The sequence below is a fragment of the Pseudoalteromonas mucoides genome, assembly GCF_049257175.1.
Taxonomy (GTDB): domain Bacteria; phylum Pseudomonadota; class Gammaproteobacteria; order Enterobacterales; family Alteromonadaceae; genus Pseudoalteromonas.
Window position 1 is genome coordinate 14,893 of sequence record NZ_JBMMUC010000009.1, and the last position, 15,303, is coordinate 30,195.

The window sequence follows — 15,303 nt, forward strand, 5'->3', positions numbered from 1 at the left end:
GCCCCTGCTCCACTTGCTTTTACTTAAGTGTAGTCGATATAAAAAAGCCCTTGTAAAACAATTCACAAGGGCCAAATATCTTAACTAAATTTTAGTTAAAGCTTGTAGCTGAAACCTAGAATAAAGTTACGTCCATAATCTTGGTAATCACGAACTTGCAAGGCATTATCACCACTTAATGTTGTAAATGGTTCTTCAGTGATATTTTGAACTTGGAATGTCACATTTAAGCCATCTAAGCTCTCAACACCTGCTTCGCCAAAATCGTAGCCAACTTGTACGTCCCAAATTGTTTCACCTAAGATATTCACTTGCTGAGTTTCATAACCTGCGTTGTAAATATCACCTTTAAAGTCGCTGCGTTTACGCATGCTGGTACGCGCTTGGAAGCCATAGTTTTCATAATAAAAAGTTAAGCTTTCTATTTTATCCGACAGACCAGGTAGCTCGTACTCGTTACCATTTTGATCTTCAACATCTTGTTCAATCCCAGTATGGCTGGCAATTAAACCAAACCCTTCTAATGAGTCGCTAAAAACGTTAAACGGTAGAGCAAGAGACAATTCATAACCCCAAAGGTCTCCACCACCACCATTCACTTTACCAGATGCAGTACCGCTACTATTCTCAGGTACCTCTCCCGTTGAAGGATCAGCCACTCCTGACATATCAACTTCGTATACACCATCAAATATCCATTGATTTAAGTCTTTATAAAATATAGCCGCTGAGAAGTAACCTTCTGCACTAAAGTAGTTTTCATAAGTAAAGTCAAAACCCGTTGCTTCTTTTGGCTCAAGTGAAGGGTTACCACCAGATACTGACCAATAGTTGCCGTTTTCATCCGGGCGTTCAGAGTTGTAGCTCGCATTAACTGAAGCATTCATCTCATCTAAGCGAGCTCGTGAGATGGTTTTTGCTGCACCGAAACGGATTGTTTGATCTTCATCAAGCGCCAAAGATAAATTAATGCTTGGTAAAACATGACTATAATCATGTGACACATTATTAGGAACAGCCTCAACCAGACCCGTATCATTATTAGGCACTGCCGCAAAACCTTGCGAAGATTGCTCAGTTCTCACATAACGAACACCAAAGTTACCTGTAAGCGGTAGTTCACCTACTTCGGCATTAATATCTGCTTGTACAAAAAAGGCAGTGACTTTTTCTTGCACTGTGTATGATTGCGTCGTGTGTTTTATATCCGTTAAACTTTCTTGGATTGAGCCATAATACCCATCATCTACCAGTGCACGGGTATCATAGGCAATTATATCCCCCATGCCGATAAAATCTAAACTAGCAATTCCGAGACGATATTGCTCTGGCACAACAAGCGTACCTGGATTATCTAATGAGAAGTCACTTAATGTTAAGTAATATCCCTCAGACTTTTTGCTCTTCTCGCGGTCGCGATATGACATACCAAAACTAACTTTGCTTAAGTAATCATTTTCTAATAGCTTACTTGCCGCTAGCTTTAAAGTATGCAGTTCATCGTTAACCTCAGGGGCATTGATAAAGCCATCTTGGGCTGTATCTTGATAAGATGTACCTGACAAACCGTATTTATCATTAAGCGCCGCGCTAGTCCCCCAAGATAAAGGGCCGCCTAACTGAATCAGATTATAATCACTATAATCAAGCTCGTGGCTAAATTGTGCGCCTGTGTTACCACCATCAAGTGAATAACCAATGTTGTCAGCAATACCATTTGCATCACCACGGCCGGTGCCAGAGTAACTTTGTAAGCTCCAATCCTTTCGCTCAACTTCAGACAAGCTCGCATCAAACTCTACCGACCATGAGTCGTCAATATCATATTTAGTATTAAAGCCAAACTGCGTTAGTTCAGCATCTCGTTCTTCAACATCGTTACGAACTACTACACGTTGACCTTGCGTTACAGCACTGGTGATAAATCCTGTTTCAGGGTCTACAGTGGCTGAATCAGCCGAAATTGAGCCTTGTCCCCAAGCAAATGGTACTTCGATACCTCGTAGAATTTTTTCATCTGAAAAATCCACATATAAGGCATCAAATGTCATACTTAAGCGATCTGTTGGTGCGGCTTCAACTACTAGCATTGCGGAATCACGCTCAAGGGTTGATGAACGCACGAATGGTTTTGCACCACCTAAGATTGAATAATTTTGTCCATCAACCTCGAATTCAGGATACCCCCAAGAGTTCCAACGCTTTTCTTGATTAGGTGAGCTCATGGTGTTGTAGGCAAATGCGACACCAATCGTGTCATCTGCAAACTGGTCAATGTACGAAACCGTGCCACGGAAACCTTGATCATCGCCATCAGGGTTGAGCTTATCAAAGCCTGACTGCTCTAATTGACCATTAAACATGATCACACGCTCACCTTTACTTAACGGTTTTACAGTTTGCATGTCGATAACACCCGCAATACCCTCAGCGTCGAGGCTAGCGCTTGGTGTTTTATATACGGTAACACCGCTCATTATTTCTGATGGGTAAAGGTCGAACTCAACACCACGGTTATCACCAATTGATACTTGCTCACGACCATTAAAGGTCGTTGCACTTTCATTTTCGCTAAAGCCACGAACACTCACTCGGCTTGCGCGGCCATCAAGGCGTTGTGCTGTTAGACCTGGTAAACGAGCAATTGATTCAGCAATAGATGTATCTGGAAGTTTACCGATATCTTCTGCAGAGATAGATTCAACCACTTCTGATGAAAAACGCTTTGTATTGATTGACTCTACTACGCTGCCACGAAAACCTTTAACTTCGATGACTTCAACGTCACTCTTTGCTGTTGGTTGTTCTTGTTGTGCGTATGAAGCGAAACTGCTAATACCTGCTGTTGCAAGTGCAATTGTTAATATACTTGGTTTGAACATAGACATGATGTTTTCCCGTTACCCATATTTTGTATTACTACCGTAATAACGTGCTTGTGATAGAAGCGATGTTATTCGTTAGCTGATTTTGTTGTCAGGATGAATATTAACGCTGGCTTTATTTTATTAACAACTTTATGCATACGTATTCAGGCTAGTGCAAAAACAATCTATTTAACAAAGTTTTCACAAACCAAGTGGCAACACCTTGTTTTTATAAGGATAAACAACAACAGTTATAGTGCAACTAATCAGTAAATTAATTTCGCCAACCACACTTAGTGTATTTTCACTCTTTTAACCTCTAAGCATTTAATTTCAAACAAACTTGATAATATAGCGCACTAAAAATTGTTACTTTTTACAATAGAAAATTGGTAAGACCATTATGAGCGTGCACCAACAACTCGCAAACCCTTTTAAAATCGCACCAAAATGAACGGAGTAGAATGTTAATTTTTATTAAGCTGTAATTGGTAAGGTTTTATGATGAGAGGATATTGTGTTGTTAAAGCGCAATTTGCTGTGCTGTATCTATAGCTTTTGAAATCTATTTATCATGCATACGTATGCAGGCTTTTTACAGTCTTGTAGCCTTCACGTATGCTTTTTAAAAAATAACGTGGCGAAGTAGTAGCCACATATAAGATTGACGTAATCACTACGACTAATGTGGTGAAGCAGCATTGTCACGATGGAGAAAAACATGGCTCAGCAGCAATGGTATAAAGGTGCGGTTATTTATCAAGTTTACCCGCGCAGTTTTCAAGATACCAATGGCGATGGAATTGGTGATTTAAAAGGGATCATCTCTCGAATTGACTATATTAAAAGTCTTGGTGTTGATGCTATTTGGATCTCACCATTTTTTAAGTCCCCTATGAAAGACTTTGGCTATGATATCAGTGATTATCGTGATATTGACCCATTGTTTGGTGACTTAAATGACTTTGATGATTTAATTGCTCAAGCTCACCAGCGTGATATTAAAATTATTATTGACCAAGTATTAAGTCATACGTCAGACCAACATCAATGGTTTTTAGACAGCCGTGAAGATAAAACCAATGATAAATCTGACTGGTACGTATGGGCAGACTCAAAACCAGATGGTACACAACCAAATAATTGGTTAAGTATTTTTGGTGGGCCTGCTTGGCAATGGGAGCCGCGTCGTGGCCAATACTACCTACATAATTTTTTAACTGAGCAACCTGATCTAAACTTTCATAACCCAGATGTTCGTAAAGCGGTTTTGGATAACGTGGAGTTTTGGCTTAAAAAAGGGGTAGATGGCTTTAGATTGGATGCAATTAACTTTTGTTATCACGATGCACAGCTGCGTGACAACCCTGCTAAGCCGCCTGAAAAACGCCAAGGTCGCGGCTTTAGTGAAGATAACCCGTATGCGTTTCAATATCATCACTACAATAACACGCAGCCTGAAAATATCAGCTTCATGCAGGATATTCGTGCCTTACTCAACAAATACCCAGGCACGGTATCATTAGGTGAAATATCATCAGAAGACTCACTCGCTACAATGGCTGAATACACTTCAGGTGGTGATAAGCTGCACATGGGTTACAGCTTTGAGCTTCTTACAAATGACTACAGTAGCGAATACATTCGTACAACAGTTGAAACATTAGAGAATAGAATGACTGAAGGCTGGCCATGCTGGGCGTTCAGTAATCATGATGTGGAACGTGTTGCGAGCCGCTGGAGCAGTGATAGCAGTATTAATCCAGCGCAATGTAAGATGCTCAGTGCCCTATTAGCTTCACTACGTGGCAGTGTTTGTATGTATCAAGGTGAAGAACTAGGACTTGGTGAAGCAAACGTTGCATTTGAAGACTTACAAGACCCATACGGCATTACCTTCTGGCCAAACTTTAAAGGCCGTGATGGCTGTCGAACTCCGATGCCTTGGCATAATGATAACTGCGAACAAGCTGGGTTTTCTCATGCGAAACCTTGGTTGCCTGTTGATGCGAATCATAAGAAGCAAGCAGTAGATGAACAAGATGCTAATTCCGACTCTATTTTAAATGCTTTTCGTGAATTTATGGCATGGCGAAAAAACCAAGCTGTATTAGTTGAAGGTGACATTGAGTTTATCGATACAGCTGAGCCGTTACTTGCCTTCTATCGTCGCTTTGAAAATAAAACAATGCTATGTGTATTCAACTTAGCTGGCAGTAATGCATCTCTTACAATGAGAAATACAATAGTTAACACTCATGAGGAGCTTGCTCATCACACTGGCACTGTAACAGATAACACGTTAACCCTGCCCGGTTTTGGTTGTTTTTACGCAGATGTGAATTAGTTTAGCCCTTAGCAAATTCCCCCCTGGAATCAAAAAGCCCTGAACATCAGGGCTTTTTTGTCAATATGCGTTTTAGGTCTGTCTACTTAACTTGCACCTATTATATACTCGGCACGAGTTTTATCGCACCTTGCTCAACTTTCATATCTAATGGCAGTTTACTTAATAATGCCACTTTTGGGTCATTCATATTAAGCGTATACACAGGATTGACCGCTAAAAAGCCATTAATAACTTTCATTGCTTCATCATCAAGTACACCTAAATTTCCTTTAAAGCCACCTGCGTCGATTGATGAATCCAGTAACTTTACATTACGTAAAAATACGGCCTTTTTCTCGCTGTCATAAAATGGCGCACCTTCTATCTGTAGCTTCAGCCGCACAGGGTATTTAATAGCAAAGGCATTAATAATTGCACTTGAATCAGCACCCAGCACCACTACATCACGGTTGTCAGGGCCTACATTCACACTAAGGTCGTTGACATCAAATTGTACCGGTAACCCCATTAACTTAACTTGTTCACTCAGCTTTGGTAATTGCTGGTTAAGAACAGACTCTATTTCACTGTTTGTAAATGAATAAACAGACACACCATTGGTGGTATTACATGCTGACAAAAATAAGCAGCCAATTAATAAAATATACTTCATGAAACTTCCTTTAAAAATAAAGCCGCAAAATGCGGCTTTATTATTGTGTAACGTATTTATTTACTAAACACTGAAAACCGTTTTTAAGCGTGTTAGTGTGTCAGTATCAACTGAACCCCCACTGAGCGCTAATAATTGTTTTAGATAAAAATGTAAGTCAGCTTGCTCACCGCGGTGCTTATCATCCAACATGGCAACTTGCTCAGCCATACGTTCACTGCCTGCTGGGCTTGTAACGTTAGCTAAAATTTCCATGCGGATAAGTAACTGTGCAACCGAAAGTGGCGTGCTAGCATTACCTTGCCATTGTGCAGGGATCGGCTGTTGGTTCTCTAGGGCGCTAAACAAAGCGGCAAAATCAGCTTTTGCAGCTTGCTCTGTCAACCGGGCTAACTTAGCATCAATATTGCTAAGCAATGTGCTCACTCTATTTGCCAGTTCTTTTGCATTAGGCAATGCCGTGACTTTTGTTTTTAAATCAAGCAACTGCGCTTTTTGATTTACCGCTCCAAGGGCATCTTCAAGTTCAGCTAATTGCTGTGCAATTATTGCATTGTCGGCATCTTGTTGTTCTTTATGTTGAGCGAACTCTTCACTGCGCTTAGCGAAGGTTAGGTCGTTAAATTGACGAAACTTTTGCCACAGCGCATTTTCAGCTTTAACACCTGCAAACCCCACTTTTTGCCACTGTTGCTGTAGCTCTTTGAGCTGCTGACACGCGCTGGCTAAATCGTCTGATTGGCTAAGTTGCTGTGCTTGCTCTACTAAGGCATTTTTAGCTGCGCTATTTGCTTTATGAAACGCATTAAGTGCATTAAATACAGCTTGTTGATGCGGTTTATACTGCTCTTGTAATGCTCGATATACTTTAGGCTCAACATTACCAGCGTTGCGCCATGCCTTGTTTATGCGGTTGTACTGGCTTTCATAGTCTTTCCACTCAAACCCATCAATGCTGGTATCTGTTTGTGCAAGTGCCTGCATTTGCGCAATGACTGCTTCACGCTGTTGCTTAATTTGCTCACGTTGTTGCTCTAATTGCGCAAAATGCTCACGACATGGTGCAAACAATAGTTCAATTTTTTCATCAAACTCTTTGCCTTGAAGCTGCTCTTGCTCTGTGTCTAAACGGCCAAGCTCATTCCAACGACGACGTAATGTTTTCACTTCGTTAGCACGTACTTTAGCATCTGTACATGGTTGCTCAAGCTGCGCTGTGATCTCTGCCAGTAACTCTTCACGTTTAGGTGCAGATGCGTATTTTTGCCAATCACGCGCATCGGCAAGTTGCTGCTCAAGTTCATCTTTAAGTTTATCTAATTGCTGAGCGTAAACAGGAGTGAGTGTGTCATACAGCTCAATAAAGCCTTTAAACACACCAAAAGCAACATTAAAGCGCCCTTGTTCAATTAAGCGTTTAACATCACGGCCTTTACGGCTCGCCTGTTGCTGACTTTTTGTCAGTTGCGTGCTCAACGGCGCGACGGCTTCTTGCCAAGCTTGTTTCTTCGCCTTTAATTGCGCTTTAAAAGGGCCTTGCAATGACACTGGTAATTGCTTTAAAGGCGTATTTGCTGCTTTTAATGCGTTATTAAAATCACTATTTACTTGGTCAAATGTACTCTTATCAACTTCGGTAGGAACTGTATTTAACACGTCAAATGCAAGTTTAAAGTCACTAATTGCTTGAGTTAATTGTGGTAATTGCGCAACTTGCTTAAACAACTGAGTCAGTTTACCTACTACTTGTGTTTTTTGTTCGCTATTACCAAGTTCACTTTGCGCAATTGCAACTTGCGCTTGTTCAACTTTTGCATCTAACCAGTCTTGTTGTATTTGCTCTGGAGTTTCTAAACCAAGCTGTAATGCATTCTCAATTTCTTCACTTAAAGCTTCGAGGTTAGCCAGCGCTAACACTTCGTGTTGCTTTTGTATTAATAGAGCTTGCTGCTGCTCATACTGCGCATTAAGCTGCGCTAAATGCGCATCTAATTTTGCCGTGATTGATTGGTACTTTTCGTCTAAAACAGCTACTTGCTCTGCATTTAGCCACTTTAGTTCTATTGCTTGCCACTGGGCGACTAATAGTTGGTTTTGCTGATTTACCTGTTCATAATCTTGTTTGTCACGTAATGCATTGAGCTTGGCTAAAATAACACGTGTTTCATTGTGTACTTGCACTGGCATTTCGACAGCTAAACGTTCATTTTCTAAATGTGTTTGTAAGGCTGTTTTAGCTTCACCCTGAGCATGCTTTACTAAATTTTTAGCTAATTGTTGATTTATAACTAATTCAACTAGCTGCTGCTGTAGTTCAACAGCGCCTTCTTTAAACGCCTTTTCGGTTAATTTAGGGTTCGCTAAACGCTTTAGTAGTTTAACTCTTACTTGTAGCTCTTTTTCAGCAAAAGCGAGCTTTTCTAAAGTTTTAACCGGCGCAAAACGTTCAATGTATTCATTCTTTATATCACTGGTAAGTGATTGTTCATTATTTAAAACTGCATTAGAAATATGCTGTTCAGCTAAATCTTTTAAACTTTGATCTTGCTTATATGCTTTCCACCAAAGTACTAAATTATCTACTTTATTAAGTGCTTTCTTACGAATTTCAGCAGATGTGTCATCTAAAGCAAGGGTGTTCAGAATAGTCGCATCACGTTGGGCATCTAGCTGTTCTATCGCTGCTAAACGGATGTGTAGTTTTGGATGCTTCCATTTAGGGGTAAAAAGGTGTTTAAAGATCATGTTCACTAAACCTTGCTATTTCGTTATCTGCGGTGAATTCTTTTTGTAGTTGTGCTTTAGTTTTTTGTACCATTTCGCCATTTGAGCCAATGGTAAATTGCTCGTTAGACTGGGCTACTTTAGCTTGATAAAGCATAACCAGCTGTACGGTTTGTTCTTTTTGCTCATCACTTAATACTGTGCCATCAGGCCATTTTCCTGTTGCAGCGCCATACTGCAAGCGTTCAAATAATTCAGGGGTAATGCTATTTACAAGATTGTCGATGTTCATGTCATTTTTTCTTCTTGAGTGTTACTAAAATAACGCGGTTAATTAAATACCAAATACAACCAATGCCAATCGCAGCAGTACATGCGTACCAATTGGCGCTTTTTGGCTCTGGCTGTAAGAAATATAAGCAGAAGAAACCACCTAAGAATATAAATAATGCGAAAAAGGAGTGGTTCATAAACATTTGCTGTTTTTGAATGCGTTTTTCACGCGCTAATTGCTGGCGTTGCTCGTCGTTAAGCTCTGCCACATTATTTTCACAGTGAGGGCACTGCTTATGTTTATCTGATATCGACTTATTACAATTAGGACAACTAACAATCGCCATACATCTCTCCATACTTCGCATAAAAAAAGCGCCTTGCGGCGCTCTTTATTGTACGTGTTTTATTGGTCGATGTCTTTTTTGAATTTCACTCAATTGTGAAGATTCGAAAAAAATGCAAGCTGCACAGCGATATCAACAAATTAAATGCGTTAGTCTGCTAGATTGCTTTTTTCTTTTCTCTTTTGTTCTAAGCGTTTTTCCCAGAAAGTCGCATTTTTAATGCCTAATTTAATAGGGTCAAATGTGATTTCTCCGCCCGCTTTCTTTTGTTCTTCGTAATCGCGCAAACAGTTCAAAGCAGGCTTTGCAACAAAGAAAATAGCCAATATACCAACAATGTTGATCCACGCCATTAGGCCCACACCGATATCGCCAATGCTCCAGATGTAGCCGGAGTTATTAACCATGCCGTATGCCACCATAAACATAATAACCAACTTCACGATTAAAAGTGGGATACTGCCTTTAAAGTAGCGATTTAAGTAAGCCACATTGGTTTCTGCTATGTAGTAGTACGCAAGTATCGTTGTAAATGCGAAGAAGAATAAAGCGACACCAACAAAAGCTTCACCAAAACCACCAAATACACTAAATAAAGCCATTTGCGTAAATGCAGCTGAGCCAACTTCAGTTGCAGCATCAACATTTTGTACAATAAATTGCCCCGCAGGTAATTCACCAACAATATTATATTGTTTAGTGATTAATATCATGAACGCGGTAGCCGTACATACAAATATAGTATCAACATACACTGAAAATGCTTGTACTAAGCCTTGCTGTGCTGGGTGATCAACTTCTGCAGCAGCGGCTGCATGTGGACCTGTACCTTGGCCGGCTTCGTTAGAATAAATACCACGTTTAACACCCCAACCTATCGCAGCACCAAAACCAGCTTGCGCGGTGAATGCATCCGTAAGAATTAATGAGAAAATACCCGGTACTTTATCCACGTTTAAAAATACAACGATCAACGCTAATACAATGTAACCAAGCGCCATAAATGGCACAACTATTTGGGTAAAGTTTGCAATACGCTTAATGCCGCCAAAAATAATAAAGGCTAACACAATTAAAATAATGGCTAGTGCTACAAGCTTAAACGTACCAACTTCACCAAAACTCGTTGTTACCATTTCACCATTACCAAATACTTGGGTAAACGCGTTACCAACGGCATTGGCTTGAACACCAGGTAGAAATACTCCACAGGCAATGATTGCAGAAACAGCAAATAAAATACCTAACCACTTTTGCTCTAGACAACGGTCAAAATAATAAGCTGGGCCACCACGATATTGGCCGTCTTCTTCTGTTTTATAAATTTGTCCTAATGTAGACTCTGCATAAGCAGTACTGGCACCTAAAAAGGCAACAATCCACATCCAAAAAATGGCACCTGGACCACCAAAGCCAATAGCAGCAGCCACACCGGCAATGTTACCTACACCTACACGGCCAGATAACGAAACAGCTAACGCTTGAAAAGATGAAATACCCGTAGTTGAACGATTAGAAGTGAGTAATAGTTTACACATTTCTTTAAAGTGTCTAACTTGCGCAAAGCGAGTTAGAATTGAATAAAATAGACCTGCGCCTAGACATAAGTAAATGAGTGCGCTACTCCAAACTACGTCATTAACGGCACTTACAAAAGCTTCCATGGATATCCTCTATAATTATATTTTTTATTTTTAGTTACGAGACTCTGTTTAGTTACTCAGAATGCGCGACATACGTAATAAATAAGAAAGCTTAATTAACTTTCAGCTTTTTCATATTAACTTAAACCAACCGCTTTAGTTAACACTTAATTTTCATAATTACTAATTTATTCAACTGTCCGCACAAATTTTATAAAATCTTATTTAATTTTTTGTTTTATATTTAAACAACTAAAGAGTTTCCTGCTGAATTTATAATAAAGTTATCGCTCATATTGTGATGGGCATCACCCTTAGCTAATGCCCATTACTTAGTGATTATCTAAGCTTATCAACCACATTAACAATTGCTGCTAATGTGTCTTGACCAAACTGATAAGAGCGACGATCAGACCAGCCATAATCTGGATCCGGTAAGCCATCATTATCTTTAAATGGCATTTCAACGGTGTAAGCAAGTGCATTAAACTCTTGTGCAACCGCAGAGGAGCCAACGGTTAAGTTAGCTTGCCCTGGTTCGTCTTTGTCATAGCCATGAACATCCTGAAATTCAGGTGTTACGATATGCATTGCTGCTTTAAAGCTATCTTCTAAACCTTTTAAGCGTTCGTCATAACATGGGATACCTTCGCTACCAGCAAAGAAGTTATACGGGATAGCTTCATCACCGTGGATATCTAAATGCATGTCTAAGCCCGTCTCACGCATTTTATTAAGCACTAAGTACACTTCAGGGCTATTTTCCATGCTTGGTGTTTGCCATTCACGATTTAAGTTAACCCCTTTAGCATTAGTACGTAAGTGTCCACGAGCACTGCCATCTGGATTCATGTTAGGCACTATATAGAATACCGCTTTTGAAAGTAACGCCGCTGCATGTGGGTCTTCGTCATCGAGAAGCTTATGTAATACACCTTCAACAAACCATTCAGCCATGGTTTCGCCCGGGTGTTGACGTGCGGTGATCCAAATTGTTTTTTTGTTCTCATCGCTATCACCACCTACGCGTAATACACTCATATCACGGCCGTCGAGTGTTTCACCTAAGGTTTCTAGCTGACATGCTTCTTGACTTTGTGCCCATGTAATTAAGTCTAGATGACGCTCATAGCTGTAAGGTGCAAAGTATGCAAAATAGACTGTGCCGCACTCAGGCTCAATCTCAAAGCTTAATGTGCCCTCTTCGTAGCTTGACGGTACACGAAACCAAGTTTGACGGTCATAAGATGCAACTGCATGATAACCTACCCAGCCATCTGGGTACGCTGAGTTTTCAAGGTTGTTGATGTGTAGCTTATGATTTTGAAAAGGTGTGGTCTCGAGACGGAAGTGAAACCATTGGAAAAAGTCAGACTGGTGATCTTTGTTGATCTCAAGCTGTATATTTAATGGATCAGTGGCTTCAATAACATTGATATTACCACTGTCAAAATTACTGGTGATTTTCATCTAAAATAAACCTTTAGGTTAAAAGTAACTCCTAACAGTCAGTCGCTTGTCAGTTAGAAATTAAACAACACCCCAATGAAAGGATGCTTTGTTAGTAAAATGTAGCTGAGTAAAGTTACCCTACCACACGCTTAAAGCTTTGGAAAAAGTTCACGATTAAAAAAGCCAGCATTCGCTGGCTTTTTGTAAATATTTATAGCTATTACAGATTAACGTGGCAAGCTTGGGAATGAAACCTCAGCCATATCACGCATACAACGCACAACCTGACAGCTGTAGCCAAATTCATTATCGTACCAAACATAAAGTACAACACGGTTGCCATCAACAATCGTTGCTTGTGAATCAACAACACCAGCGTAACGACTGCCGACTAAGTCAGTTGATACGATTTCTGTAGAGGCGGTGTAATCAATTTGATCACGTAAATCAGAATGCAGTGCAGCATCACGTAAGAAAGAGTTTAACTCTTCTACTGATGTGTCTTTTGCTAAGTTAAGGTTCAAAATGGCTAAAGATACATTTGGCGTCGGAACACGGATAGCATTACCTGTCAGCTTACCTTCAAGTTCTGGTAGCGCTTTTGATACTGCTTTCGCAGCACCCGTTTCGGTAATTACCATGTTAAGTGCCGCAGCACGGCCACGACGCTCAGCTTTATGGTAGTTATCAATCAAGTTTTGGTCATTGGTATAAGAATGCACCGTTTCAACATGACCGTTGTTAATACCAAACTTATCGTTTAATGCTTTAAGTGTTGGTGTAATTGCGTTTGTTGTACAGCTTGCCGCACACACAATTTTATCTTCAGGTAAAATATCTTGGTTATTTACACCATAAACGATATTTTTGATATTACCTTTTGCAGGGGCTGTTAATAATACTTTTGCAGCACCTTTTGACTCTAGGTGTTGACCAAGGCCTGCTTCATCTTTCCAGATACCCGTGTTATCAACAACTAATGCATTTTCAATACCGTAAGCGGTGTAATCCACTTCACTTGGCGAGTTAGCATAGATAACTTGGATGTAGCTACCATTTGCTTTAATTGCATTACGCTCTTTATCAATGGTGATAGAGCCATTGAATGGTCCATGAATTGAATCACGACGTAAAAGGCTTGCACGTTTTTCAAGGTCACCCTCTTTACCGCCACGCACAACAATTGCACGTAAACGTAAGTCAGCATACGGGCCTGATTTTTCGATTAGCAAACGCGCTAATAAACGACCAATACGGCCAAAGCCATATAATACAACATCACGCGGCTCTTTTGCTTTTGAGTTAATGATTTCAGCTAGCTCATCATTTAAGTATTCTTCAACTGAACGGCCTTTAGCAGCATCGTTAAATAAATAACCATAGGCAAGTTTACCAATATCAATGCGTGCTGAGTTTAAATCCATTTTGCTGATAGCTTCTAAAAACGGGAAGCTTTCACGTAAACGCAGTTTAGTGCCTTCGAATTGTGCCACTGTTTTATGAGATTTAATGATATCAATGGTGCTTGCATTAACAAGCGGACGACCATAAACGGCAATTTCAACACCACGACTACGGTAAAGTTTACCAATAATCGGTTGCATGCTTTCAGCGTAATCTTGGCGTTCTTGCCAGCTATTTGTATATTCTAACTCGTGAGATGAGGTCATGTTTTTTACCTAATTAAACAATTTTTGAACGGATAACCATAATGCGAATTATGCATGTGAGAGCAACTCGCTAGTATGGGCAGGGCTATTCTAATTTAAACTCACATTATTCTCCACTGTTACAGATCAATTCATTGGGTTAGAATAAATAACAAGATATTACTATGGGGTTAAGGGATGTTGCTCAGAGCAAGTGTATTATTGAGTTTATTAGCACTAACCGGCTGTGAAGAGCCGCTTACGCAAGCAAAGGTGTGTAAAGAAACTCCAGGGTTATGTAACGATTTAAATAAAGACAGCCACTGTAAAAAACAACGTGCTGATGTAATCATGGCACGATACCATGAATATAAGCAGCCTACAGAAGAAAACAAGTACGCCCTGTTACAAGGCTTTGAAGAGTATAGTCAGTGTGTATCACTTGCAGCAAAAATTGAACACATCAAACTAAAAGAAAAAACGACGTCACGTGTTGAAGGTCATTTAACAAGCATTAAAGAGATGACACGAATTTATCAAGATACCAAAGGCACTAATCACCCTGGGTTACTTTATTATCATTGGTCTCGCAATAATGATCAGTCTGCATTGACTAAACTTTTAGCACTTGAAGATGATCCAAGTGTAACGCAAGATGCACAGATGCAATTTTTCTTAGCATCTTACTACATTAAGTTTGATGAAGAAAAAACCATTGATTTACTCTACAAAACGTTGGAACTCAATGAAGCAGATCAAATTCCAAACCCTGAAGTGTATATGACGCTAGTGAGTTTATTTAACAAGCACGAAAAATATAAACACGCATATACCTTTGCCCGCGTCGCTCAGTTATCTGGCATAAAAAATATTGATATTTTACCAATTGAGCACCAATTAACAGCCACAGGTAAAAGTTTAGACAGTTTGGAGGCACTGGCACAGCAAACATACGACAGCATTCAAAGCGGTCAATTTGTATCCCCGCGAGGATTTTAGTTTCGCAATAGCCATAAAAGAAAAAGGCAGCTTACGCTGCCTTTTTTTATTTTGCTTTACTGGTGCCTACTTCGACACGGGTCTTTAATTTCTGACCCGGTCTAAAAGTGACCACTCGACGCGCCGAAATAGGAATATCTTCTCCTGTTTTCGGGTTACGTCCAGGCCTTTCTTTTTTATCACGAAGATCAAAGTTACCAAATCCAGAGAGCTTAACCTGCTCGCCTTTTTCAAGCGCTGAGCGGATTTCTTCAAAAAACGCTTCAACTAAATCTTTGGCATCTTTCTTATTGATCCCGAGTTTTTCAAATAGGTGTTCAGCTATGTCGGCTTTAGTAAGCGCCATA

General features: G+C 40.0%; 11 protein-coding genes. 2 read left to right on the plus strand and 9 right to left on the minus strand.

All coding sequences use genetic code 11. The features are described 5' to 3' along the window. Positions 1-95: 95 nt before the first annotated feature. Positions 96-2,888, minus strand: coding sequence for a TonB-dependent receptor (locus AAEU30_RS11170; RefSeq protein WP_421960576.1), 2,793 nt, complete (start codon positions 2,886-2,888; stop codon positions 96-98). Positions 2,889-3,588: 700 nt separating this feature from the next. Between AAEU30_RS11170 and AAEU30_RS11175 the strand changes: the two genes are divergently transcribed. Further along, a complete protein-coding gene (locus AAEU30_RS11175; protein WP_421960577.1) occupies positions 3,589-5,214 on the plus strand; it encodes an alpha-glucosidase in 1,626 nt (541 codons plus the stop codon). Between the two features lie 100 nt (positions 5,215-5,314). Here the strand turns inward: AAEU30_RS11175 and AAEU30_RS11180 are convergent, their stop codons facing one another. The 7 genes from AAEU30_RS11180 to AAEU30_RS11210 form a co-directional block, all read right to left on the minus strand. After that, the gene (locus AAEU30_RS11180; protein WP_421960578.1) at positions 5,315-5,869 is read right to left on the minus strand and encodes a YceB family lipoprotein; all 555 of its coding nucleotides are present in this window, start codon (positions 5,867-5,869) and stop codon (positions 5,315-5,317) included. Between the two features lie 63 nt (positions 5,870-5,932). Further along, the gene (locus AAEU30_RS11185; protein ID WP_421960579.1) at positions 5,933-8,614 is read right to left on the minus strand and encodes a DUF349 domain-containing protein; all 2,682 of its coding nucleotides are present in this window, start codon (positions 8,612-8,614) and stop codon (positions 5,933-5,935) included. Next, on the minus strand, positions 8,604-8,885 hold the full coding sequence (locus tag AAEU30_RS11190; RefSeq protein WP_087533641.1) for a YeaC family protein: 282 nt from the start codon (positions 8,883-8,885) through the stop codon (positions 8,604-8,606). Before AAEU30_RS11190 ends, AAEU30_RS11185 begins: the two co-directional genes overlap by 11 nt. A gap of 1 nt (position 8,886) precedes the next feature. After that, entirely contained in the window at positions 8,887-9,213 is a 327-nt protein-coding gene (locus AAEU30_RS11195; protein WP_087533642.1) for a hypothetical protein, read from the minus strand. A gap of 149 nt (positions 9,214-9,362) precedes the next feature. Next, positions 9,363-10,877 (minus strand): alanine/glycine:cation symporter family protein, encoded by a 1,515-nt coding sequence (locus AAEU30_RS11200; protein WP_421960580.1) that lies wholly within the window; start codon positions 10,875-10,877, stop codon positions 9,363-9,365. A 318-nt stretch (positions 10,878-11,195) separates the two neighbouring features. After that, positions 11,196-12,326 (minus strand): M14 family metallopeptidase, encoded by a 1,131-nt coding sequence (locus tag AAEU30_RS11205; RefSeq protein ID WP_421960581.1) that lies wholly within the window; start codon positions 12,324-12,326, stop codon positions 11,196-11,198. A 209-nt stretch (positions 12,327-12,535) separates the two neighbouring features. Continuing rightward, complete coding sequence (locus AAEU30_RS11210; protein WP_421960582.1) at positions 12,536-13,978, minus strand: glyceraldehyde-3-phosphate dehydrogenase; 1,443 nt, start codon at positions 13,976-13,978, stop codon at positions 12,536-12,538. A 177-nt stretch (positions 13,979-14,155) separates the two neighbouring features. Between AAEU30_RS11210 and AAEU30_RS11215 the strand changes: the two genes are divergently transcribed. Further along, positions 14,156-14,956 (plus strand): DUF2989 domain-containing protein, encoded by an 801-nt coding sequence (locus tag AAEU30_RS11215; protein ID WP_421960583.1) that lies wholly within the window; start codon positions 14,156-14,158, stop codon positions 14,954-14,956. A 46-nt stretch (positions 14,957-15,002) separates the two neighbouring features. On the opposite strand, the gene ihfA is transcribed toward AAEU30_RS11215, so the two are convergent. Beyond that, entirely contained in the window at positions 15,003-15,302 is a 300-nt protein-coding gene (gene ihfA / locus AAEU30_RS11220; RefSeq protein ID WP_002960690.1) for an integration host factor subunit alpha, read from the minus strand. Position 15,303 lies beyond the last annotated feature (1 nt).

Excerpts from the sequence above, each read along its gene's own strand:
- AAEU30_RS11200 (WP_421960580.1), bottom strand. The coding sequence starts at position 10,877 with ATGGAAGCTTTTGTAAGTGCCGTTAATGACGTAGTTTGGAGTAGCGCA.
- ihfA (WP_002960690.1), bottom strand. The coding sequence starts at position 15,302 with ATGGCGCTTACTAAAGCCGACATAGCTGAACACCTATTTGAAAAACTC.
- AAEU30_RS11205 (WP_421960581.1), bottom strand. The coding sequence starts at position 12,326 with ATGAAAATCACCAGTAATTTTGACAGTGGTAATATCAATGTTATTGAA.
- AAEU30_RS11185 (WP_421960579.1), bottom strand. The coding sequence starts at position 8,614 with ATGATCTTTAAACACCTTTTTACCCCTAAATGGAAGCATCCAAAACTA.
- AAEU30_RS11190 (WP_087533641.1), bottom strand. The coding sequence starts at position 8,885 with ATGAACATCGACAATCTTGTAAATAGCATTACCCCTGAATTATTTGAA.
- AAEU30_RS11215 (WP_421960583.1), top strand. The coding sequence starts at position 14,156 with ATGTTGCTCAGAGCAAGTGTATTATTGAGTTTATTAGCACTAACCGGC.
- AAEU30_RS11210 (WP_421960582.1), bottom strand. The coding sequence starts at position 13,978 with ATGACCTCATCTCACGAGTTAGAATATACAAATAGCTGGCAAGAACGC.
- AAEU30_RS11195 (WP_087533642.1), bottom strand. The coding sequence starts at position 9,213 with ATGGCGATTGTTAGTTGTCCTAATTGTAATAAGTCGATATCAGATAAA.
- AAEU30_RS11175 (WP_421960577.1), top strand. The coding sequence starts at position 3,589 with ATGGCTCAGCAGCAATGGTATAAAGGTGCGGTTATTTATCAAGTTTAC.
- AAEU30_RS11180 (WP_421960578.1), bottom strand. The coding sequence starts at position 5,869 with ATGAAGTATATTTTATTAATTGGCTGCTTATTTTTGTCAGCATGTAAT.
- AAEU30_RS11170 (WP_421960576.1), bottom strand. The coding sequence starts at position 2,888 with ATGTCTATGTTCAAACCAAGTATATTAACAATTGCACTTGCAACAGCA.